This is a genomic window from Phytohabitans sp. LZ39 (assembly GCF_059359075.1).
In genome coordinates, this window is record NZ_JCADBM010000003.1 from 303,785 (window position 1) to 325,086 (window position 21,302).

General features: G+C 70.2%; 16 protein-coding genes. 1 reads left to right on the top strand and 15 read right to left on the bottom strand.

Annotated elements, in window-relative coordinates:
* Positions 1-34 precede the first annotated feature (34 nt).
* From AC5L36_RS07875 to AC5L36_RS07910, 8 genes are all read right to left on the bottom strand, one after another.
* Positions 35-910: an amidohydrolase family protein gene (locus tag AC5L36_RS07875; RefSeq protein WP_441216924.1), complete on the bottom strand. Its 876-nt coding sequence runs from the start codon at positions 908-910 to the stop codon at positions 35-37.
* The gene (kduD, locus tag AC5L36_RS07880) at positions 910-1,671 is read right to left on the bottom strand and encodes a 2-dehydro-3-deoxy-D-gluconate 5-dehydrogenase KduD (RefSeq protein ID WP_441216925.1); all 762 of its coding nucleotides are present in this window, start codon (positions 1,669-1,671) and stop codon (positions 910-912) included. Before kduD ends, AC5L36_RS07875 begins: the two co-directional genes overlap by 1 nt.
* Positions 1,668-2,696 (bottom strand): zinc-dependent alcohol dehydrogenase, encoded by a 1,029-nt coding sequence (locus AC5L36_RS07885; RefSeq protein ID WP_441216926.1) that lies wholly within the window; start codon positions 2,694-2,696, stop codon positions 1,668-1,670. Before AC5L36_RS07885 ends, kduD begins: the two co-directional genes overlap by 4 nt.
* 77 nt (positions 2,697-2,773) lie before the next feature.
* A complete protein-coding gene (locus AC5L36_RS07890; RefSeq protein ID WP_441216927.1) occupies positions 2,774-5,641 on the bottom strand; it encodes an NEW3 domain-containing protein in 2,868 nt (955 codons plus the stop codon).
* 111 nt (positions 5,642-5,752) lie between these two features.
* Positions 5,753-6,940, bottom strand: a complete 1,188-nt coding sequence (locus tag AC5L36_RS07895) for a mandelate racemase/muconate lactonizing enzyme family protein (protein ID WP_441216928.1) — start codon at positions 6,938-6,940, stop codon at positions 5,753-5,755.
* A gap of 1 nt (position 6,941) precedes the next feature.
* The gene (locus tag AC5L36_RS07900; RefSeq protein WP_441216929.1) at positions 6,942-7,769 is read right to left on the bottom strand and encodes a carbohydrate ABC transporter permease; all 828 of its coding nucleotides are present in this window, start codon (positions 7,767-7,769) and stop codon (positions 6,942-6,944) included.
* Entirely contained in the window at positions 7,769-8,740 is a 972-nt protein-coding gene (locus AC5L36_RS07905; protein WP_441216930.1) for a carbohydrate ABC transporter permease, read from the bottom strand. Before AC5L36_RS07905 ends, AC5L36_RS07900 begins: the two co-directional genes overlap by 1 nt.
* Positions 8,741-8,744: 4 nt before the next feature.
* Complete coding sequence (locus AC5L36_RS07910) at positions 8,745-10,013, bottom strand: ABC transporter substrate-binding protein (RefSeq protein WP_441216931.1); 1,269 nt, start codon at positions 10,011-10,013, stop codon at positions 8,745-8,747.
* Positions 10,014-10,155: 142 nt separating this feature from the next.
* Between AC5L36_RS07910 and AC5L36_RS07915 the strand changes: the two genes are divergently transcribed.
* The gene (locus AC5L36_RS07915; RefSeq protein ID WP_441216932.1) at positions 10,156-10,926 is read left to right on the top strand and encodes a FadR/GntR family transcriptional regulator; all 771 of its coding nucleotides are present in this window, start codon (positions 10,156-10,158) and stop codon (positions 10,924-10,926) included.
* 66 nt (positions 10,927-10,992) lie between these two features.
* Here AC5L36_RS07915 and AC5L36_RS07920 read toward each other — a convergent pair whose 3' ends face one another.
* The 7 genes from AC5L36_RS07920 to AC5L36_RS07950 all read right to left on the bottom strand — a co-directional run bounded on the left by AC5L36_RS07920 (position 10,993) and on the right by AC5L36_RS07950 (position 21,266).
* Positions 10,993-12,726, bottom strand: a complete 1,734-nt coding sequence (locus AC5L36_RS07920; RefSeq protein ID WP_441217164.1) for a glycoside hydrolase family 6 protein — start codon at positions 12,724-12,726, stop codon at positions 10,993-10,995.
* Between the two features lie 228 nt (positions 12,727-12,954).
* On the bottom strand, positions 12,955-15,336 hold the full coding sequence (locus AC5L36_RS07925; protein ID WP_441216933.1) for an RICIN domain-containing protein: 2,382 nt from the start codon (positions 15,334-15,336) through the stop codon (positions 12,955-12,957).
* Between the two features lie 435 nt (positions 15,337-15,771).
* Positions 15,772-16,623, bottom strand: a complete 852-nt coding sequence (locus AC5L36_RS07930) for a sugar phosphate isomerase/epimerase family protein (protein ID WP_441216934.1) — start codon at positions 16,621-16,623, stop codon at positions 15,772-15,774.
* A 5-nt stretch (positions 16,624-16,628) separates the two neighbouring features.
* Complete coding sequence (locus tag AC5L36_RS07935; protein WP_441216935.1) at positions 16,629-17,813, bottom strand: substrate-binding domain-containing protein; 1,185 nt, start codon at positions 17,811-17,813, stop codon at positions 16,629-16,631.
* A gap of 11 nt (positions 17,814-17,824) precedes the next feature.
* Complete coding sequence (locus tag AC5L36_RS07940; protein ID WP_441216936.1) at positions 17,825-18,793, bottom strand: ABC transporter permease; 969 nt, start codon at positions 18,791-18,793, stop codon at positions 17,825-17,827.
* Positions 18,794-18,795: 2 nt separating this feature from the next.
* Positions 18,796-19,770 (bottom strand): ABC transporter permease, encoded by a 975-nt coding sequence (locus AC5L36_RS07945; RefSeq protein ID WP_441216937.1) that lies wholly within the window; start codon positions 19,768-19,770, stop codon positions 18,796-18,798.
* Positions 19,767-21,266 (bottom strand): sugar ABC transporter ATP-binding protein, encoded by a 1,500-nt coding sequence (locus tag AC5L36_RS07950; protein ID WP_441216938.1) that lies wholly within the window; start codon positions 21,264-21,266, stop codon positions 19,767-19,769. Before AC5L36_RS07950 ends, AC5L36_RS07945 begins: the two co-directional genes overlap by 4 nt.
* Between the last annotated feature and the right edge of the window lie 36 nt (positions 21,267-21,302).

The following is a 21,302-nucleotide window of genomic DNA, read 5'->3' on the forward strand; positions in this document are numbered from 1 at the left end:
AGGCCCGCCGGCCCGCGCCGCGGCGCCCTGGCGTTCACGAGGACTCCAGCCGGTAGACCCGCCGCGCGGTCCGCCGCCAGATCGCGTCGTGTTGCCGCTCGTCGCACTCGACGAGCAGCTCGGACAGGGTGTCGATCCACCGCTGGTACGTGGTGGCGAGCAGGCACACCGGCCAGTCCGAACCGAACATCAGCCGATCGGGCCCGAACACGTCCAACGCGTGCGCCACCGCGGGTTTCAGGTCCGCCGGTGTCCAGGACGCCCAGCCGGCCTCGGTGGCCAGGCCGGAGAGTTTGGCCGACACGTTCGGCTGCCGCGCCAGCGTCCACATGTCGCGGGCCCACTCGAACATGTCGCCGCCGGCCACTGCCGGTTTGCCGAGATGGTCCAGGACGAACCGCACGTGCGGCAGCGCGGCCGCCAGGCGGATCGCGGCGGGGATCTGGTGCTGGCGGATGACCAGGTCGAACACGAGGCCCGCCGCGCCGACGGCGCCGATTCCCCGGCGGATGTCCGCGCGGTCGAGGAAGGCCGGATCGGGCTCGCCCTGGACGAGGTGGCGGATGCCGACCAGCCGGTCGCCGCCGGTACCCGCCCGCAACCGGTCGATGCGGTCTGCGACGTCCGCTGCGGTGAGGTCCACCCAGCCGACGACGCCCCGGATCAGGTCGCTGCCCGCGGCGACGCTCAGCAGGTCCACCGTCTCCGCTTCGGAGCTGATCGACTGCACGACGACGGTCTGCGAGACGCCCGCGGCCGCGGCGAGCGGGGCCAGGTCGGACGGTTCGAAGTCGGCGTCGATCGCGGCCATCGTGTACGGGTCGATCCAGTGCTGCGGGTGGCGGGCACGGTTCCACAGGTGGTGGTGGGCGTCCACGAGGCCGGCGGGTGCGTACGGGTGACCGTTCATCAGCGTCCCAGCCAGCCGCCGTCGACGGGCAGGACGGCGCCGTTGACGTAGTCCGACGCCGGGGAGGCCAGGAACACGGTGGCTCCGGCGATGTCGTCGGGCCGTCCCCAGCGACCGGCCGGGACGCGGTCGAGGATCGCCTGGTTGCGCCGCGGGTCGGCGCGCAACGCCTGGGTGTTGTCGGTGTCGATGTAGCCCGGCGCGATGGCGTTGACGTTGACACCGTGCGCCGCCCACTCGTTCGCGAGGGCCTTGGTGAGCCCGGCGACGCCGGACTTGGAGGCGGTGTAGCCCGGAACGTTGATGCCGCCCTGGAAGCTCAGTAGCGACGCCGTGAAGATGATCTTGCCGTGCCCTCGGCTGACCATGCCGCGGCCGATCTCCCGGCTGAGCACGAACTGGCTGCTCAGGTTGACCTCCATGACCTGGTCCCACATCTCGTCGGAGTGGTCGGCCGCCGGCTGGCGGGCGATCGTGCCGCCGTTGTTCACGAGGATGTCGATCGGTCCGCGGGTGTTGAGGTTCGCGGCGAGCCGGTGCACGGCCGTCCGGTCGGCCAGGTCGGCGCGCAGGGCGGTGAACCGCCGTCCGGCCGCCAGCACCCGCTGCTCGACCGCGCTGCCGCTGGGTTCGAGGTGGGCCGATACGCCGATGATGTCGGCGCCGGCGTCCGCCAGCGCCGCGGCCATCGCCAGTCCGATCCCGCGGCGGGCACCGGTCACGACGGCGGTGCGTCCGGTCAGGTCGAAGAGCGCGCTCATCGCGCGGTTCCCCGCCAGTCCAGGAGGACCTTCATGACCCCGCCGCCGCGTTCGAGAACGGCGAAGGCGGCCTCGACGGCGTGGACGGGCATGGTCCCCGAGATGAGCTGCGTGGTCGGGATCGCCCCGGCGGCGACCAGCCGGATCGCTTCGGCCACGTCGTCGCGCTGGTAGAGGCGAGCGCCGAACAGTTCCAGCTCGCGCCAGAAGAACCGGTGCAGGTTGACCGGACGGGGCTGGGTGTGGATCCCGACCAGGACGAGCCGGCCCCGGGTGGTCAGGACGTCGACCGCCGTCTCCACGCCGGCGGCGGAGCCGGACACCTCGAACGCGACGTCGGCGCCCGCGCCGCCGGTGCGTTCGTTCACCAGCGCGACCGCGTCGACCATCTGGGGGTCGACGGCTTCGAGGCCGACCTGTCGGGCCACCGAACGCCGGAACGGGTTGGGCTCGACGAGCACCACCTTCGCGCCGGCGTGTTGGGCCACCAGGGCGATGAGCACACCCACCGGTCCGCCACCGACCACGACGGCGTAGTCGTCCGCGCCGAGACCCGAGCGCCGCACGTCGTGCACCGCGACCGCGACCGGCTCGACGAGTGCCGCGTCGTGTAGCGGCAGAGCGTCGGGAAGCGCCAGTACCAGATCCGCCGGGACGTTCCAGATGGACTGCATGGCGCCGGGCGAGTCGATGCCGAGGAAGTTCATGGCGTGGCAGACGTGGGAGTTGCCGCGCTGGCACGCGGCACACCGGCCGCAGGACCGGGTCGGCATGACGGTGACGGGCTCGCCGACGGACCAGCCGGTCACGTCCTGGCCGATGGCGGCGACGCGTCCGGACATCTCGTGGCCGATGATCGCGGACGGGCCGACCCGGGCGTCCATGTCGCCGTGGTAGATGTGCAGGTCGGTGCCGCAGATTCCGGTGTAGGCCACCTCGATCGCCAGCTGGCCGGGCTCCGGCGGTTCGGCGGCCCGGTCCTCGACCTCGAACTTTCGGGCGCCGCGGTAGACGACCGCCTCCATCGCGCCTCCCTCCTATGTAGACAAAATTGGTCGCGGAGGGCACCGGGTGCCGCGATGCCCTCCGCAGTCCGTTGTGTTCAGGGGGTGACGGTGAAGTCGCTGAAGCTGAACTGGCCGGTCACTCCGGCGGCGTGCGAGGTGGCGATCAGGCCGGCGTCCTGGGTCGCGGCGACGCCGGCCAGGTTGACGGTGGGACCGACCTTGGTCCACGTGCTGCCGTCGCTGGAGTAGTAGCCGCTGACCTCGTCGCCGGCGCGGACCAGCCGCACCCACACGGGCGCCCGCACGCCGCCGGCGCCGCTGAACGAGTCGAGGTAGCCGTTGCCGTCGGCGTCCCACTGGAAGGCCACCCCGTTGCCCGGCGTGGCGACGACGACCGCGTACCCGGGCGACGTCCCGGCGCCGGTGAGGTCGTTGCGGATGGCCACGCCGGCTTTGGCCCACGGGTTGGTGCCGTCCATCGCGGTGACCCGGGCCGTCACCGTCGACGAGGCGCCGACCGCGCCGTCGCGGTAGATGGCGCCGTACTCGTCGAACGCACCGCCGCCGTCCTGCCAGATGTCCGTCCCGGCGGTCAGGATCGCGTAGGCGCCGCCGGCCTCACCGAACTGGCTCGGCACCGACCCGTAGCCGGGCAGTGAGGTGAGCGGGTTGATGGCCGCCACGTTCACCGTCCTGGTCAGCTCGTACCCGGTCTGGCCGGCCCGCAGGTCCACCGTGGCGGTGACGGCCGCGCGGGCCACCGGGACGGTGACCGACGCCGGTGCGGTGACCTGCCACGAGACGGTCTGCGAGGCACCCGGGGCGAGGCGTGGCCGCGGGGCGGGTCCGGTGCGGACGGCCCGCCAGCCCTCCGGCACCGCGATGGCGGCGGTCAGCTCGGCCACCGCTTTGTCGCTGATGTTCTCCAGCGTGGCGGTGACGGTGGTGGTGCCACCCGCGCCGAGACTGGCCGGCTCCGCCGACAGCACCGCGCCGACCGGCGGGCGCTCGGGGTCGGCCGGGCCCCGATATCTCCCGGTCGGGCCGGCGTTGTAGATGATCCGGCTGGCCTCGATGGCCGGGTTCGCGGCGCTCATGGTGACGTTGCCGCGGGTGACGTTGCCGCGGCTGCCGTTGACGATGCCGGTGATGGCCGGGTTGGTGGTGTAGTTGTCGACAAGGGTGAGGTCGCCGGTGCGGTTGCCGTTCTGGTTGTTCGCGTGCGCCCACTGTCCGGCGGTGTCGACGAACACGTTGCGGCTGGCGGTCAGGTATCGGGAGCCCTCGTCGAAGTAGAGGCCGAGCTGGCCGCTGTTTTCGCAGAAGTTTTCCTCGATGGTGCTGCGCGGCATCGCCGAGAGGGTGTAGATGCAGCCGGCGTCGAACATGGTCTGCACGACGTTGCGCACGTAGTTCCCGACGATCCGCACGTCGCTCAGCGTCGTCGGCGTCTGGTAGATCGGCTGGAAGTCGTACAGCCCGCGGTTGACGTACTCGGGGCTGCCGCCCGGGTCGTTGGCACCCCATCCGTAGCCGAGCCCGATGCCGGTGTACGGCGCGTCGCTGATGTAGTTGTGCGCGATGGTGAGCCGGGTGACGTAGGTGGCGAAGATCGGGTCCTGGTCGAGGTACTCCAGCAGCGACGCGTAGAGCCGGTTGTCGCTGACGAGGATGTCGCTGTTGACCATGCGGGGATCCGAGGGGTGGTGCGCGTCGGGGCGTACGCCGCCGATCACGACGCCGCCGCCGGCGCTCGCGGTGAACGTGTTGCCGACGACCGAGACGTCGCGGGCGCCCAGCCCGACGCCGGTGGCGTGGGCGTTGGCGTCGTTGCCGATCCCGAGCCCGATCGAGCCGAGGTTGACGAACGCGTTGTCGTGGAAGCTGATGCCGTGTGCGGCGGACACCTGCACGGCGGCGGGCGCCTGCGCCCAGCCGTTGCGCGATCCTTCGAACCCGCGGCAGCCGACCGCGCAGGAGGTGAACGCGTCGGCGGGCCGGTCGGGCTGGACACCGGTGATGAACACGCCGGTCTGCTGGTTGGCGTACCCGTTGGGCGAGCTGGGGTGCAGCCAGGTAGTGCCGGTGAACGTCAGCCCTTCGAACCGGAGGTTGCGCGCCGGCGCGTCGTAGGTGCCGCCCACCTGGACAAGTGACTCCAGCCGCGGCAGCTCGACCCGCGCCTGCCGGATGTCCTGCCCCGGCAGCGGCTTGTAGTACAGCGTCCCGGCCGTCGGGTCCAGGTACCACTCGCCGGGCTCGTCGAGGAAGCGCCTGGCGTTCAGCAGGAAGTAGGTCGGTGTCCGGAACGGGGACTGGAGCGCGTCGTACCCGTAGGTGTTGTTGTCCCACGCGGGCTGCTGCATGACCACGGTCGTGCCGGAGATGCTCTGCACCGGCGCGAACCGGTTGGTGAAGGACTGCATCGCCTGGAAGTCGATGCGCCGCTGGTCCGGCAGCGTGGCCAGGTACGCCAGGTCGGGGTTGTTCAGCGTGAAGCCGGTGGCGTTGAGCGTGATGTCGGTGCGCGCGAGCGGGATCCGGGCGCGCTGCGCCAGGGCGCCGTCCACGTAGAGCTGGCGGGTGTCGAAGCCGGCGCCGACGTGTGCTTTGTAGACGCCCGTCGCGGCGTCGTCGAGCTCCCACCCGGTGACCGGCTGTGCTCCACTGAGGACACTCGTGCCGCGCGCGCCCCGCCAGGTCACGATGCGGCCGCCGCGTCCGGAGTCGGCGGCGTCGAAGCGCAGCGGCTCGGTCAGCCGGTAGGTGCCGCTCTGTAGATGGACGGTGACGTCGCGGTTGCCTTTGGCCGCCTCGAGGCGCGCCCGCCGTTGCGCCTCGCCCAGGGTGGCGAGGGGGCGGGCGAAGGTGCCCGGGCCGCTGTCCCTGGCGTTCGCGGTGCCGGGCGGCGCGACCACGATGACGTGTTCGGGGGGAGCCGCCTGCGCGGCGGGGCTAGACACAATGGACACTCCTACCGCGGCCAAGGCCACGACTGCTCTTCGGGCCGACGAGGGGCGCACAGCGACTTCCTTTCCTGCCGGGCCGCGGCGCGGCGCGGGGTGCGGGCTGGTCTAGTGGACGTCCACCGGATGCGGCTGGTGCGCGGCGCCGGCGCGGCTGGTGACGGCGAGCAGCCGCCGGCCGGCCTGCTCGGGCCGTACGTGCGGTCCGGCGGGTGCGGGTGCGGTCCGCTGGTACACCGAGGCGATCGTGTCCTCGTCGACGCGGATGCCCAGGCCCGCCGAGTCGCCGAGGATGTAGGCGCCGTCCTCCACCTGGAGGTCGATCGTCACGCCGATCGGCGACCGCAGGTCCTGGAGTTCGCTGGCGATGTGGTTGGGCACCGAGGTCGCGGCGTGCAGCAGGGCGACGGGCGTGTTGCCGATCGGGCTGACCGGCAGGTCATGGGCGTGCGCCAGCGCGGATACCCGCAGGAAGTGGGTGACGCCCCAGACCGCGGCCGTCTGGACGATGTCGAGGCCGCCGGCGGCGATCAGCGGCCGAAACTGCTCCAGCCCGGTCAGGTTCTCGCCGCTGGCGACCGAGGTACGCACGCCGCGGCTGACAGCGGCCAGCCCGTCCGCGTCCCAGCGTCGGACCGGCTCCTCGATCCAGGCCAGGTCCAGGGTGCGTTCGAGTTCGCAGACGTGGCGGACCGCCTGCTTGCGGGTCCAGGACTCGTTCGCGTCCAGCATCAGCCCCGGCCGCATGCCGCGCGCGGCCTCGGTCAGCACCTGCCGCACCAGCGTCAGGCGATGCCGGTCCCGCTCGATGTCCAGGCCACCTTTGAGCTTCGCGGCGCGGAGCCCGTGTTCCGCGTACACCTCGTAGGTGGCGACGAGCTCCTCGTCGGTCAGGCCGATGTCGAGGCCGGAGGCGTAGGCGTTGACCCGGCGGTCCCGGCCGCCCAGCAGCCGCCACAGCGGCTCGCCAGCGGCCTGCGCCTTGATGTCCCACAGCGCCGTGTCGAAGGCGCCGATCGTGCCGAACACCACGCCGGCGTGGCCGGCCTTGAAGGTCTGCCGCAGCATCCGGTCGTAGAGCGCCGTCACCGCGCGCGGGTCCTGACCCTCCAGGGCCTGGAAGATGGCTTCGGCCTCCACGTGCGACCCCAGGCCGACTCCGGTGATCCCCTCGTCGGTCTCGACCAGGATGATCGGCACGGTCATGACGCCGTCGGCGTAGACGCCGTTGGCGTCGCCGACCGGCCGGCCCCAATGCTGTGCCGTCGTCAGGGTCCGGTATCCGGTGATCCGCATGTCAGCCCTTCGTCGCACCGGCGGTCACGCCGTCGGCAATCTGGCGCTGGAGGAACAGGTAGGTCACCAACACCGGCACCGCGGCGATCAGGACGCCGGCCGCGAAGGTGGGGATGTCGTCGGAGTACTGGCCGCGCAGCGAGGTGACGCCCACCATGAGCGTGCGGTTTTCGGCCGACGGCATCATCAGCAGCGAGATGAGCACGTCGTTCCAGCAGAACAACGTGTTGAGGATGCCCACCGACAGCAGTGCCGGCACGCCCATCGGCAGCATGATCCGCCGGTAGACGCCGTACACGGTGTTTCCGTCGATCCGGGCCGCGTCGATGATTTCGGCTGGCACCGCCCGGTAGTAGCTCGTCATCAGAAAGACGGTGAACGGCAGCCACTGCGCGACGTAGGCGAGGATCAGTCCCGGATAGGTGTCGATGAGACCGATGTCTGCCATGATCCTGGCCAGCGGCACCATGATGACCTGGAAAGGGATGAACAGCGCCGCGAGGCAGACCAGGAACAGCGCGGACGAGCCGCGAAACCGCAACTGGCTCAGCGCGAACCCGGCCATCGACCCGAGCAGCAGTAGCAGCACCACGGCGCAGGTCACCACGATGAGCGAGTTGAGGAAGTACCGCGCCATGCCGGCGCTGTTCCACGCGGTCGTGATGTTCTGCCAGTGCAGTGTGCTGGTCAGGGAAAAGCGGTCGAGGATGTACTCGCGGCGGGTCTTCATCGCGACGTTGGCGGTGAACAGCAGCGGGTAGATCGTGGCCAGGGCGAGGAGCGCCATCGGCACCGCGACGAACCATCGGCCCAGCCGGATGCGCGACATCAGTTTTCCCTTCCCGCGCGGCGCAGCACGCTGATCTGGAGCAGGCCGACGACCAGCATGATCACGAACAAAGCCGTGGACGCGGCCGAGGCGAGGGCCGGGCGGTTCATCTGTCCCTGCTGGAACCAGATGTAGAACTCGGGCAAGTAGGTCGAGCCTTCCGGGCCACCACCGGTCATGATGTAGAGCAACCCGAACATGGAGGTCAGCATCCCGATCATGGTGGTGACGAAGACGAACTGGATGGTGCGGGACAGCCCAGGGATGATGACGTGCCAGATGGTCTGCGGCAGCGATGCGCCGTCGACCCGCGCGGCGTCCAGGAGCGCGGCGTCCAGGGTCGCGAACCCGGCCAGGAAGACGACCAGTGCCATGCCGAACGTGGCCCAGATGTGCACGCCGGCGACGGCGAAGATGGCCACGTTCGGATTGCCCAGCCAGTCCACCGGGCCGACGCCGATGCCGCCGAGCACGGCGTTGAGCGGGCCGTCGAAGGCCAGCAGCAGGTTGAAGATCGCGCCGACGATCACCGGTGAGAGCACGGCCGGGAAGAAGTAGACGCTGCGGTAGACCCGGTGTCCCGGCACGCGCAGGTAGATGAAGGTGGCGAGCAGTCCCGGTATCGCGACGGCGACCGGGAGCAGCAGCACCAGCAGCCCCACGTTGCGCAGCGCGGTGCGAAACAGCGGGTCGCCGAGCAGGTCGGTGTAGTTGTCGAGCCCGACCGTGGTGCCGTTGCGCTCACCGTCGCCGGTGAAGGAGAAGTTGACACCGAGCAGCAGGGGCCACAGCCGCAGCACGACGATGATCAGGACAGCCGGTGCGACAAGCACGTACGGGGCGAGGCGTTCGGCGCGCCGCCCGTCCCGGGCCCGCCGGCGGCTGGGCGCCGCCGGCTGCTCGACCTTCGTCGCCGCGGCCCGCCCCGCTTCGGCGGCAGGGCGGACCGACGACGAACTACCCAGTGGCACGAGATCAGCCCGTCTTGTCCGACGCGGCGAGCTGAGTCACCGCCTTGTCGACCGTGACCGATCCACTGATCAACTGCTGGGACAGCCGCCCCATCAGCTCGATCGTCTTGGAAGACAGGGCCACGTGGAGAGCCGGCTTACCGGCCTTGGTCTCCGACACGATCGTGGCGACGGCGGGGCCGGCGCTGGACACGTCGATCGTGGTGTCCGCGGCGATGGCGCCCGCGTCGGCGTAGAACGCCTTGAGCGCGTCGGTCGAGGTCAACGACCGCACCAGGTCGGCGGCGACCTTCGGGTCCTTGGTCCATTTCGCGACCGCGTAGCCGATGCCGCCGTCGTAGGGAACGCTCGGCGTGGTGCCGGCGGTCACGACCGGCGACTTCATGACACCGACGTTGTCCGCCTCCAGGAACTCGGCGAAGTCCTTCCAGTGCCCGATGTCCGACATCAACCCGATGACGTGCGAAGCCTTGGCGGATTGGAATACCGCGAACGCGTCGTTGAACATCGCCGTCGAGTTGGCGCCCTCGTTGTTGAGGCCCTTGTCGTTGACCTCTTTCCAGAGCGAGAAGACCCGCTTGACGTTGGGCGAGTTCCAGTTTCGCTTGCCGGCGATCCAGTCGTCGTACTCCTGCGCGGTGAGGATCCCCGAGCCGAGGCCGGACAGGAAGAACTGGATGCCGATGCCTTCCTTGTTGCCCTGCGCGAAGCACTTGGCCTTGGTCGCCTTCGTGATGGCCGCGCAGTTGCTCACGAACTCGTCCCAGGTGGTGGCCGGCCGCTCGGGGTCGAGCCCGGCCTGCTTGTAGAGCGCCTTGTTGTAGTAGATGGGGTGCCCCTGAAGCGTCACCGGGGCGGCGTACGTCTTGCTGTCCTTGGCGAATGCGTCCCAGCCGGCCAGCCGCTGCCTGTCCGCGCCGACGTACTCGTCCAGCGGCAGGAGCGAGTCCGCCCGGTCGCGGATCTGCCCGCCGCCGTTGAACAGCATGACGTCGGGCCCCTTGCCGGCCTGGATGGCCCCACCCAGCAGGGTGTAGTACTGCTCGAACGGCTGCGCGACGAACTCGACCGTCACGCCGGAGTGCTTCTTGGCGAAGTCGGCCTTCGCCTTTTCGATATATGAGGCCGCGGTCGCGTCACCGGACTTCCAGTCCCAGACGACGAGCTTGCCGGTCGATCCACCGGACGGCGAATTGGATTCCGAGGCGCTGCCGCAGCCGGCCAAGGCCAGCCCGGCAACCAGGACCGCCGACCACAGTGCTCGCTGCTTCATTGCTGCTCACTCTCCATAGGTGGCCGGGGGCCGGCCGTTGGCGGAGGATTACACGGGAACGTAACTCGTATGACGTATGACGTCAATACAGTGCCGTATAGTGAATCGGTGCTCGCGGTAGCCGCGGGCCACGGAGGGTGATATGACGGCAGCAGCGCGCTCGGCCGCGGACGTCTCCGCGCCGCCCGGCTGGACCCGGCGACCGGCCAACCTCGCCACCGCGGTCACCGCGGAGCTGGTGGAGCGGATCGTCCGCGGTGTCCACCCATCGGGCTCGCCGCTTCCGCCCGAGCCCGTGCTCTGCGCGACCTTCTCGGTCAGCCGCACCGTAGTCCGCGAGGCGGTGAAGATTCTTCAAGAGAAGGGTCTGGTCCAGGTCCGCCAGGGCACCGGCACCATGGTCACCCCACCCGCGATGTGGAACATGCTCGACGAGCTCGTCCTGGGCGCCACCATCGCGGAAGACGACAGCCTGGCCATCCTCGACGACCTCGTCGTCACCCGCCGCGTGCTGGAGTCCGACATGGCCAACGTCGCCGCCCGCGTGGCCGACGACGAGGCCATCGAGCGGCTGCGCGCGCTGGTCGACCGGATGGACGAGCTCGTCGACGATCCGGACTCCTACCATGACCACGACCGGACGTTCCACGACACCGTCATGCAGGCCTCCGGAAACCGCCTCGCCCGCGCCGTCGTCCGCGCGCTGGAAAGCCAGGTGCTCAACACCGCCCGCTACATGGGTCGCACCGAGCGCGCGCTGTGCGTCGCCTCCAACCGCGGCCACCGGCGCATCTACGAGCTGATCGCCGCCCACGACCCCGAGGGCGCCGCGGAGGCGATGTTCACCCACATCACCGAAGCGTGGGTGGTACGCCGCAGCGGGCCGGACGAGCCGACCCGACTGCGGCGATAGCCCAGATACGGATTGGGGCGGCGGGGCCTGTGCCGCGCGTGGCAGGCCCCGCCGCCGGCTCATCACCTACAGGGGTGGGTAGGCGTTCTGCATCAACTGGGTCACCTGCGCCGGGAAGAAGGCGCCGGAGATCGGAGCGCCGGCCAGCGCACCCGACATGTTGTGGCCGTTGAGGTCGTTGCCCTCATAGGTCGGGTCGCACATGCGGTCGAAGCCCTTGCCCTCGTTGTTCGGGATCTCGGTGCTCGAACCGTCCGACTCACCCGGAGGCTTGACCCACACGTAGGCGTCGATGCCAGCCGGGCCGGGGTTGGCCCGCGGACGCTCGCCGAGGCCGGCGCCGCTCTGGTTGCACCAGTTGCCCTTGTGGATACGGCGGTCGATCCGCGAGCCGTTGATCTGCTCGTCGAGCGTGCCCGTGGTACGCGGGCCGGTCGGGCGGGCCGAGCCGCCCCAGCCGTTGCGCGAGGTGTCGATGATCATGCCGATACCCGAGGGCATGCCCTGGGTGATCAGCTCCTGGCGGAACGCCTGGACGTAGCTCGTCTCGTCGTTGTACCGGTTCCAGTCGATCCACTTCGACGGGCGGGTCTGGTCGTTCACCGTGATGTACGGCTCCACCAGCGCCGAGTAGTTGGACGTGTTGCTGATGAAGCCGGCGACGTTGTTGACGCTGCCCGACCGCCGCACGGTGTCGACGATCAGCTGGGCGGTGGGCCGGAAGTTGTCGTCCCAGCCGACCCAGCCGTGGTGGGCTACGTCGATGTAGTTGTACACGTTCGGGATCGCGCTGAACTTCTGGAGCGCGTACGCGATGCCGTTGACGTAGTTGCCGTTGGTCTTCATCGTGTCGCACATCGGCTTCGCCGACGGACGGCCCGACACATTCGTGATCAGGTTCGGCAGCGAGTCGATCTCGACGATGTTGATGATCCGCAGGCTGCGGAACCGCGCGTCGTTCTGGTACGCGGCGATCGGGTCGATGTACGCCGTCTTGTACCGGTCGATCTCGGTCGGGCCGAGCTCACCGTTGGACGCCAGCGCCGAGCAGTCCCGGCCGGGCAGGTTGTAGATCACGAACTGGATGTACGAGGCGCCCTGGCGGACCGCTTCGAGCAGGTGGTCCTCGACGCCCATGGGGCCGTTGGACTGGCTGTTCGGGCTGCCTTCGATGGCCGCGATGCGGTCGATCCACACCGCGGTCGGGTTGCTGGAGATCCGGCTACCGCCCGAGACACCCTCGACCTTGGCCTTCCACTCCGGGTTGACGTAGCCGCGACCGCCCGCGTACGGGTTGTCCGCCCGCTCTCCGGGCGGACCCGTGGTCGGGTTGGACGTGGGCGGCGTGGTGGGCGGTGTCGTCGGCGGCGTGGTGGGCGGAGTGGTGGGTGGCGTCGTCGGCGGGGTGGTGACCGGGACACCGGTGCACGCCACGCCGTTGACCGAGAACGACGTGGGCGCGCCGTTCGTGCCGCTCCAGTTGGCGATGAAGCCCGGGTTGACCGTGCCGCCGTTGGGCACGCTGCCGTTCCATCCCTCGTTGGCCACCGTCACGGCGGTGCCGCTCTGCGTGAACCGGCCGTTCCAACCCTGCGTCACTCGCTGGCCGTTGGCGAACGAGAACTGGAGCGTCCACGACGTCCACGCATCGCCCACGTTGCGGACGGCGATGCTGCCCTGGAAAGCGTTGTTCCACTGACTGGCGACCGTATACGTCACACTGCAACCGGCGGCGGCGCTGGCTGGCAAGGCCTGCACCACCGATAGGCCGCCCAATCCGAGCGCCGCGACGGCGGCCATCGCCAGGCGCTGTTTCCGGGTACGACTCGACACGAGTCTCACTGCTGTTTCTCCTAGTTCGTCGCGGCGCGCACGCCTGACGGGCAGCTCGCCGGCCCGGATGGCGAGCATGATGGTGTCGTCTCCCCGGCCCGAAGGCCAGGGCCGGTGCCTCGCCAGATGGGCCGGCTCGCACCAGCCCATCTGCCCTTGGCGAGGCACACTCGCGTCGGCTCCCGTTGTGCTATGTCATCGGAGGGTCCATTGCTGGTTCGTCCCGCCGTGGCAGGCCCAAAGGTGGATCCTGGTGCCGTTCGCGGTGCCCGTACCGCTGGCGTCCAGGCACAGTCCTGAGTGGACGCCGGTGATGGTGCCGTTGGCGTTGACGTTCCACTGCTGGTTGGTCTGGCCGTTGCAGTCCCAGATAATGGCGGCGGTGCCGTTGCTGGTGCCCTGCCCGTTGGCGTCCAGGCACTTCGTACCGCCAAAGGCGGTCAGCTGCTTGCCGGACGTGTAGGTCCAGGTCTGGCCGGCCGCGCCGGTGCAGTCCCACAGCTGGGTCTGCGCGCCGTTGGTCGCCGCGCCGCCCGTCACGTCGACACACCGGCCGGACGGCGTCCCGACGATCCGCGATCCCGTCGGGGTGGGGGTGCTGCCGCCCGGTCCGGCGGCGGCCATCACGGCCTGGGCACCCGACGGCCAGTTGCCGTTGGTCACCGTGACGTTGCCGGAGACGACGTTGCCGCGATCGCCGTTGGTCACGTTGGTACTGCCGTTGGTCGACCAGTTGTTGGTGACGGTCCAGTTCCCCATGTTCTCGCCACCCCAGTAGTTGGCGGTGGCCCAGGTGCCGGTGTTGGAGAAGACGTTGTTTCGCACGGTGTAGTAGCGCGAGCCCTCGTCGAAGTAGACCCCGAAGTAGCCGTTGGTCCGCAGGCAGTAGTTGTCGCTGATCAACGCGCTCGGGTTCCAGGAGAGCGTGTAGATGCATCCACCGTCGTTCATCTGTTGCATGACGTCGTGCACGTAGTTGCCGATGAGCCGGTTGTTGGACGCCGTGGTCGGCGTCGTGTACCGCGGCTGGTAGTTGTACAGCCCGCGGTTGGCGTAGTTGTTGTTGCCGCCCGCGTCGTTGGCGCCCCAGCCGTAGCCCAGCGAGATGCCGGAGTACGGCATGTTGTAGACCTCGTTGTGCGAGACGGTGGCGTTGGTGACATAGGTGTTCAGGACCGAGACGATGCCCCGGTAGTCCGCACCGAGGTCGTGGATGCGGTTGTTGCTGACGGTGATGTCCCGGTTGACCATGCGCTGGTCGCTGGGATGGTGCGCGTCCGCGCGCACGCCGCCGACCACGATGCCGCCGCCGGAGCTGCGCGCGATCTCCGACCGGGTGACCGTGATGTTGCTGGCCCCGAGGCCGACGCCGCTGGCGTGGGCGTTGGCGTCGTTGCCGATGCCGATGGCCGTCTGGCCCAGGTTGACGAACTGGGAGTCGCTGAACGTGACGTTGTTGGCGGCGGAGATCTGCACCGCGGCCGGCATCTGGAACCAGTTCGGACGGGCCGCCTCGAACTGCGTGCAGCCGTTGTGGCAGGAGGTGAAGCCCGGCCAGCTCCAGTTTCCGGCGATGTACGCGCCGGTCTGCTGGTCGATGTAGCCCTGGTTGCTGCTGGGCCCCAGCCAGCTCGTGCCGGTGAACGTGACCCCGGTGAACGTGATGTGGTGCGCGGGCGCGTCGTAGGTGCCCCCGATGTTCACCAAGGACTGCAACGCCGGCAGCTCCACGCTCGCGGTGCTCATGTTCTGGCCCGCGCGCGGGATGTAGGACAGCACGCCGGTCCCGGGGTTGAGGTACCACTCGCCGGCCGAGTCGAGGAACTCGTACGCGTTCGCCAGGTACAGCGGACCGGCCCGGTGCGGGCTGGTGAAGGTGTCGTAGCCGAAGTTGTTGTTGTTCCAGGCCGGTTGCTGCATCGTGATGAGGTTGCCGCTGATGCTCTGCACCGGCGAGTACCGGTCGGTGAAGGAGTTGACGCTCTCCATCTCGACCCTGTTCTGGTTGGCCAGGTTGTTCAGGTAGCTCAGGGCGCCGTTGGTAAACCTCATCCCGGTGCTGGAGGCGGTGAAGTCCGCCCGATTCACCTGCGTACGCGCCCGGGTGGCGACGGCCCCGTCGACGTAGAGCTGCCGGGTGTCGATCCCGGTGCCGACGTTGGCCCGCCAGATGTTTCGGCCCGCGTCCGCCAGCGTCCACCCGGTGACCGCGCGGGCGCCGCTGATCACCGGCCGCGCGGAGGGCGCCGCCTGCCAGACGACCGTGCGGCCGTTGGTGCCGGAGTCCTCCGCGGTCAACCGCAACGGTGCCGACAGCCGGTACACCCCGTCGGCCAGCTGCACCACGATGTCGTCGGACATGGCGTCGTTCAGCGCCCGGACGGCGGCCTGCGCGCCCGCCAGGGAGCAGGGCTGGGCGCTGGAACAGGCGGTGCCGCTGCCGGACGGGGACGCGTAAAGGGTGGTGGGAGCCGCCACGGCGGGCGCGGGCGCGGCGACGACGCCGACCACGGCGGCCAACCCCGCCACGGCGACGCCGGCCAGTAGCTGCTTCCGCAGCGCCGAAGGTGCGAACACGGGTGCTCCTATGCGTGGGGGTTGCGCCAATGCTCACCAGGACCGGTCCGGTGGGGGTGCCGGCCGGTCCTCGATACGGCAGGGCTCTATACGGATGACGCCCGGCCGGAGCGACGGTCCACCGGCGTCTGGAGAATCGGTTTAGCATTGGGTGATGCGGCACCGATCACCGGACGGGTCGGCGAAACCATCCGACGATCGGTGCCGGGCGCGGCGTGGGGATCACCTCCGGAGAGACAGCGGCGGTATGACGTATGACGTCAGACAGCCGTCACGTTAAGCGCCCGTTACGTTCATGTCAAGTGACTCCCGTCGATCCGCGTAGGCCCCGTCCGTCCGCCGTTGGTTGCGCCTCCTTCGGCGCCAGGCAGGAGGCCACGAGGCGGTCGCCGCGTCCGGGCGGCGGATGGGCTTTTGCGTGCCGATGTGGCCGATTCATCGGATGACCGTTCGCAGGTATGCCAAGCCCTCCTGGGCGAGCAGGTCCTGCGACGGTGCGAGCGGGCGCCAGATCGACGCGGCGGTCGCGATGGTCTCGTTCTGTGCGGTGAACGACTCGATGCAGACGGCGCCCCCGTAGCCGGTCACCGCCAGCGCGGCGAAGAAGCGGGGCCAGTCGAAGTGGTCCGCGCCGGGCGCGCCGCGGTGGGTGCCACTGACCTGGACGTGTTTGACGCGGGGGCCGGCCGTGACGAGGGCGGCGTAGGGGTCGGCCTCCTCGATGTTCATGTGGTACGTGTCGATCATAATGCCGACGTTCGGGGGCAGTCCGTCGACGAGGTCGAGGGTCTGCTCCACGGTGTTGACGACGCTTGTCTCGTAGCGGTTGAGCGCCTCGACGCCGATGCTCACACCGCGCTCGCCCGCGTGGTCGGCCACCGGTGCGAGCGCGCGGCGAAAGTCCGTGTAGCAGGCCGTGCGGGCCGCCGCCGTCATGCGCCAGGTCCGGCCGACCGCGGCGTAGACCGGGCCGCCGACACACGGTGCTCCGACGGCGGCCGCCTTGTCCACACAGGTCTTCAGGTACGCCACTGTGGACTCCACAGTGGCCGGTGCGGTGTTCACGAGGTCCCGTCCGGGTGGCGTGACCGCGCAGACGGCGGCCGCGGCGAGGCCGTGCGAGTCGAGCAGGTCGCGGATGCGGGCGGGATCCCAGTCGCCGGGCTGCTCCAGCGGCAGCTCGACCGCGTCGAAGCCGAACGCGGCGATCCGCGGGATCAGGCCGGCGAGGGCCTCGTCGTCGACCGGCGAGGCCCACACCCACGGGTTGACACCGATGGCGCGCACGCCACCTACTTCCAGCGCTGCGGATAGCCGGGCAGGTCGGTGCAGCCGCACATCGCGTAGTGCAGCGGCGGCATGTCCGGGTCGATGTACTCGCCTAGGTTGTCCTGGGTGATCGTCGGCTGCGGTAGCTTCCACGGGTTGGACACCGGCTCGCCGCCGAGGATCTTCAGCGCGGCGATGATCGGGGTGCGCCACTGGTAGGTGGGGTAGGTGGGTGCGATCGCGGTGAGCTTCTTGTCCTGCCACAGCTTGAGGAAGTCGAGCTGGTCCTCGCCGTTGATCGGTGGCACGGCCGCGCCCGCGTCCTGGAACGCCTCGACGGCGGCGACGGCGACCGCGCCGGCGTCCATCCAGACACCGTCGATCGTGCCGTACCGCTGGATGTAGTCGCCGACGATCTTCTTGGTCTTGGCCGGGTCGCCGTCGGTGAACTCGACGCCGACGACGTCGACGCCCGCCTTGTCGAACGCGACCTTCGCCGCGGACCAGCGCGTCTCCAGTACGTCGACGCCGGGCAGGATGCGCAGGGCGAGCAGCTTGCCGCCGGGCTTCATCTTCTGGCTGACGAACTCCGCGGCGACGTGGCCGAAGCCGTAGCCGCCGATCGGGTTGATGAACGTGACCGGGCAGGTGGTGTCGACGCCGCGGTCGAACACGATGACCGGCAGACCCTTCTGGCACGCCGCCTCGACGGCCGGGGTGAGCGTGGCGGTCGTGTTCGGCGAGACGATCAGCGCGTGGCAGCCCTTGCCGAGCAGGTCGTTGATGTCCGCGATCTGCTTCTGGTCCTTGCCTTCGGCGTCGACGTGCACGAACTCCTTGATCTGGCCCCGGTGCGTGTCCACCTCGGCCTGCATGGTCTTGAAGCCGACCTGCCGCCACGGGTTGTTCAGACCCGCGTTGGAGAAGCAGAGCTTGTACGGCCCCGGCTTCTTGAACTTCGCGGTCTCCACCATCTTCGGGTTGAGCACCTGCTCCCACGGCTTGCCGGACGGCCCGGTGGCGGTGGCGCCGAGCAGTGCGAGCTCGTTGTCGTAGTCGGCCTGCACGAAGAACTTCGACTGCTCCCCCGTGCCCGACCCGGCGGCCGCCGAGGCGGTGCTGGACGCGGTCGGTGCCGGTTCGTCGGTGGCGCAGCCGGCGAGCGCCAGCAGGGTGGCGACCGCCAGTACCGCTATGGAACGCCTCACTTGTGTCCCCTTTACCTGGAGGAGGAACGCACGGACGAGACCGCCACGGCGAGCAGGATGATCGCGCCCTGGACGGTCGACTTGAGGGCGCCGGAAACGCCGTAGAAGTTCATGAGCGCGAAGAGTGTCTCGAGGGTCAGCGCGCCGAGCATCGCGCCGGCGACAGAGCCCCGACCGCCGCCGAGCGCGACGCCGCCGAGGACCACCGCGGTGATCGCACCGAACTCGAGGCCGGCACCGGCCTGGAACGAGACGCCGCTGAATCCGCCGAGCAGGATCGCGGCGACCGCCGCCGAAAGTCCACTGAGGACGAACGCGAGGGTCTTGGCGCGCCAGACCCGCACGCCGCTCAGCTCGGCGGTCCGCGGGTTGCCGCCGACGGCGACCAGCGTCCGGCCGAAGTCGGCGCGGGTCAGCAGCGCGGCGAGCCCGGCCACCGCCAGCAGGACGAGCAGCGCATACGGTATGCGCCCCAACCCGGGCACGTCTTCGAACGCCCGCCGGCCGAACCGCCGGAACTCCTCGGAGAGCCCGCCCTTCGGTGCGCCGTCCGACCACAGGTACACGGCGCCGACGAGGATCAGGAACATGCCGAGGGTGGTGATGAAGGACGGCACCCGGAGGCGGGTGGTGACCAGGCCGTTGACGAGGCCGACGGCGGCGCCGAACGCGAGCAGCAGCAGGACGACCGGCCAGGTGCGGGCGGGGTCGTTGTCGATGAGCCGGGCGGCCACGACGACCTGCGCGGTGACGAGCGAGCCGACGGAGAGGTCGTACTCGCCGGAGACGATCACGAAGTACTGCCCCGCGGCGAGCACGATGATCGGCGCGGAGCGGCCGAGGAACGACATGAGCGACGGCGGGGCGAGAAAGTCGGGCTGCCGGACGGCGATCAGGACCAGCAGCACCGCGAGGATCACGACGATCGGCAGGACGCCGCCGGCGCGGAGGCGCGGTGGGCGAAGCTCGGCGATCCGCATGGCTAGGACGCCGCCTTCCGCAGGGCCCGGCGGGCGTAGATGGCCACGGCCGCGATGATGATCACGCCACGGATCACCTGTTTGAAGAACGCGTCCACCTCGAGCTGGTTGAAGATGGCGTCGATGCTGGCCAGCAGCAGCACGCCGCCGACCGTGCCGGCGACGCCGCCGCGCCCGCCGGCCAGGGCCGTGCCGCCGAGGACCACCGCGGCGATCGACTCCAGGTCGTACAGGCCCTCGGTGCCGACCCGCGGCGCACCCGAGCCGAGCCGGCTGGCGAGGTAGATCCCGGCGAGGCCGGCGCAGAGCGAGCACAGCACGTGCGCGGTGACGAGCACCCGGTCGTTGCGCACACCGGAGAGCCGGGCGACCGCGGGGTCACCGCCGACGGCGATCAGGTGGTGGCCGAAGCGGGTGCGCGCGAGCGCGAACCAGGCCGCGGCGGCGACGGCGAGCAGCAGCAGAAACGCCACGGGCACCGGCCCGACGCGCTGGTACCCGAGGCTCTGCACGAGGGCGGGCGCGGTCTTGCCGGCCGGGCCGTCGTAGCCGTTGTCGAGGTATCCCTTCAGCAGCAGCCCGACGCCGACGGTGGCGATGAACGCGTTGATCCGCGCCTTGGTGACGAGCACGCCGTTGAGGAGCCCGATCCCGGCGCTGACCACGAGCGTCAGGCCGACCGCCGGCAGCAGCGCTCCGTCGCCGCCGTTCATGGTCTGCGCCGCCACGAGGGTGCTGAGGCTGACCACGTAGGCCACGGAAAGGTCCAGCGATCCGCCGATGATGACCAGCGTCTGGCCGACGGCGACGAGACCGAGAGCGGTGGCCACGTGCAACAGGCTCACCGTTGTCGGCTGGGTGAACAGCTGGCCGCCGTCGATGGCGACGACAAGCCAGCCGATCGCCAGCGTGAGGGCCAGGGCCACGAAGACGCCCGGCGCGGTCCGCCTGGCCGGCAGGCGCAGCGCGGTGCTCATCGGGCCGGCTCCCGCTCCGTGCCGAGGGCGAGGGCGAGGACGTCCTCTTCGGTGGCGCCGGCGGGTAGTTCGCCGGCGATCCGGCCCTCGCGCATGACGACGACGCGGTCGCTCATCCCGAGCAGTTCCGGCAGCTCGGACGAGATCATGAGTACGGCCGCGCCGTCCCGGGCGAGGCGGCGGACGAGGTCGTGGATGGCCGACTTCGCGCCCACGTCGATGCCTCGGGTCGGCTCGTCGAACAGCAGGACCTTGGGGCCGAGGGCGAGCCAGCGGGCCAGCATGACCTTCTGCTGGTTGCCGCCGGACAGGAAGCGGATCTCCTGGTCCTCGCCGGCGGCGCGCACGTCGACGGCGGCGAGCAGGTCGCGGACCCGGGCGGCGCGGGCGCCGCGGCTGGGCCGGGCGGGGAGGACGGCGCGACTGGCCAGGAGCGCGTTGTCGAGCACCGACTGGCCGGCGACGATGCCCTCGCCCTTGCGGTCCTCGGTGATGTAGGCGATGCCGGCGCGCATCGCGGCGCGGGGCGAGCGCAGCCGTACCGGCGCGCCGTCGAGCGTGACCTCGCCGGTGGTGAACGGCGCGGCGCCGAACAGGGCGCGGGCCAGCGCCGACCGCCCGGAGCCCTGGAGTCCGCCGACGCCGACCACCTCGCCGGGACGCAACGACAGGTCGACGCCGCGCAGCTTCCGGTTGCCTCCACCGCGGACGGTGAGCCGGACCGGTCCGAGCTCGTCCGGCCGCCCCCGGTCGGGGTAGTAGCTGGACAGCTCCCGGCCGACCATGTGCCGCACCAGCTCGTCGGGCCCGGTGGCCGCGCTGTCCAATGTGGTCACTTTCCGGCCGTCCTTGAGCACGGTGATCCGGCTGGCCAGGTCGAAGACCTCCTTGAGGCGGTGCGAGACGTACAGCACGCCGATCCCCTGCCGTTGCAGCCGCCGCACGAGCGCGTACAGCTGCTCGACCTCGTGGTCGGCGAGGGCCGCGGTGGGCTCGTCCATGATGAGCAGCCGCGCGTCGAGCGCCAGCGCCTTGACGATCTCGACGACCTGCTGCCGCGCCACACCGAGCTGCCCCACCCGGGCTCCGGGTGGCAACGCGCTCTCCCCGATGGAGGCCAGCAGCGCCGCGGTCTTGCCGAGCATCGCCTTGCGGTCGACGAGCCCGCGGCGTAGCGGTTCGTGGCCCAGATACACGTTTTCCGCGACGCTGCGCTCGGGTAGCAGGTTGAACTCCTGGTGGACGATGCCGATGCCGGCCCGCTGGGCGTCACGCGGCCCGTGAAACGCCCGCCGGGCGCCGGCGAACTCGACCGTCCCCTCGTCGGGTGTGTACACCCCGGACACGATCTTCATGAGCGTGGACTTGCCGGCGCCGTTCTCACCGACGACGGCGTGCACCTCCCCCGGCGCGACGTCGAGGTCGACTCCGTCGAGCACCCGCACGCCGAGGAACGACTTGCCGATGCCCCGGAGAGCGAGGAGAGCGTCGGACATCACACAGGCCCCTACGATGCGTAGTCGGGAGAGATA

Bases quoted from the DNA above. Each gene is read 5' to 3' on its own strand.
- AC5L36_RS07915 (WP_441216932.1), top strand. From the start codon at position 10,156: ATGACGGCAGCAGCGCGCTCGGCCGCGGACGTCTCCGCGCCGCCCGGC.
- AC5L36_RS07950 (WP_441216938.1), bottom strand. From the start codon at position 21,266: ATGTCCGACGCTCTCCTCGCTCTCCGGGGCATCGGCAAGTCGTTCCTC.
- AC5L36_RS07945 (WP_441216937.1), bottom strand. From the start codon at position 19,770: ATGAGCACCGCGCTGCGCCTGCCGGCCAGGCGGACCGCGCCGGGCGTC.
- AC5L36_RS07940 (WP_441216936.1), bottom strand. From the start codon at position 18,793: ATGCGGATCGCCGAGCTTCGCCCACCGCGCCTCCGCGCCGGCGGCGTC.
- AC5L36_RS07875 (WP_441216924.1), bottom strand. From the start codon at position 910: ATGAACGGTCACCCGTACGCACCCGCCGGCCTCGTGGACGCCCACCAC.
- AC5L36_RS07900 (WP_441216929.1), bottom strand. From the start codon at position 7,769: ATGTCGCGCATCCGGCTGGGCCGATGGTTCGTCGCGGTGCCGATGGCG.
- AC5L36_RS07885 (WP_441216926.1), bottom strand. From the start codon at position 2,696: ATGGAGGCGGTCGTCTACCGCGGCGCCCGAAAGTTCGAGGTCGAGGAC.
- kduD (WP_441216925.1), bottom strand. From the start codon at position 1,671: ATGAGCGCGCTCTTCGACCTGACCGGACGCACCGCCGTCGTGACCGGT.
- AC5L36_RS07895 (WP_441216928.1), bottom strand. From the start codon at position 6,940: ATGCGGATCACCGGATACCGGACCCTGACGACGGCACAGCATTGGGGC.
- AC5L36_RS07910 (WP_441216931.1), bottom strand. From the start codon at position 10,013: ATGAAGCAGCGAGCACTGTGGTCGGCGGTCCTGGTTGCCGGGCTGGCC.
- AC5L36_RS07920 (WP_441217164.1), bottom strand. From the start codon at position 12,726: ATGGCCGCCGTCGCGGCGCTCGGATTGGGCGGCCTATCGGTGGTGCAG.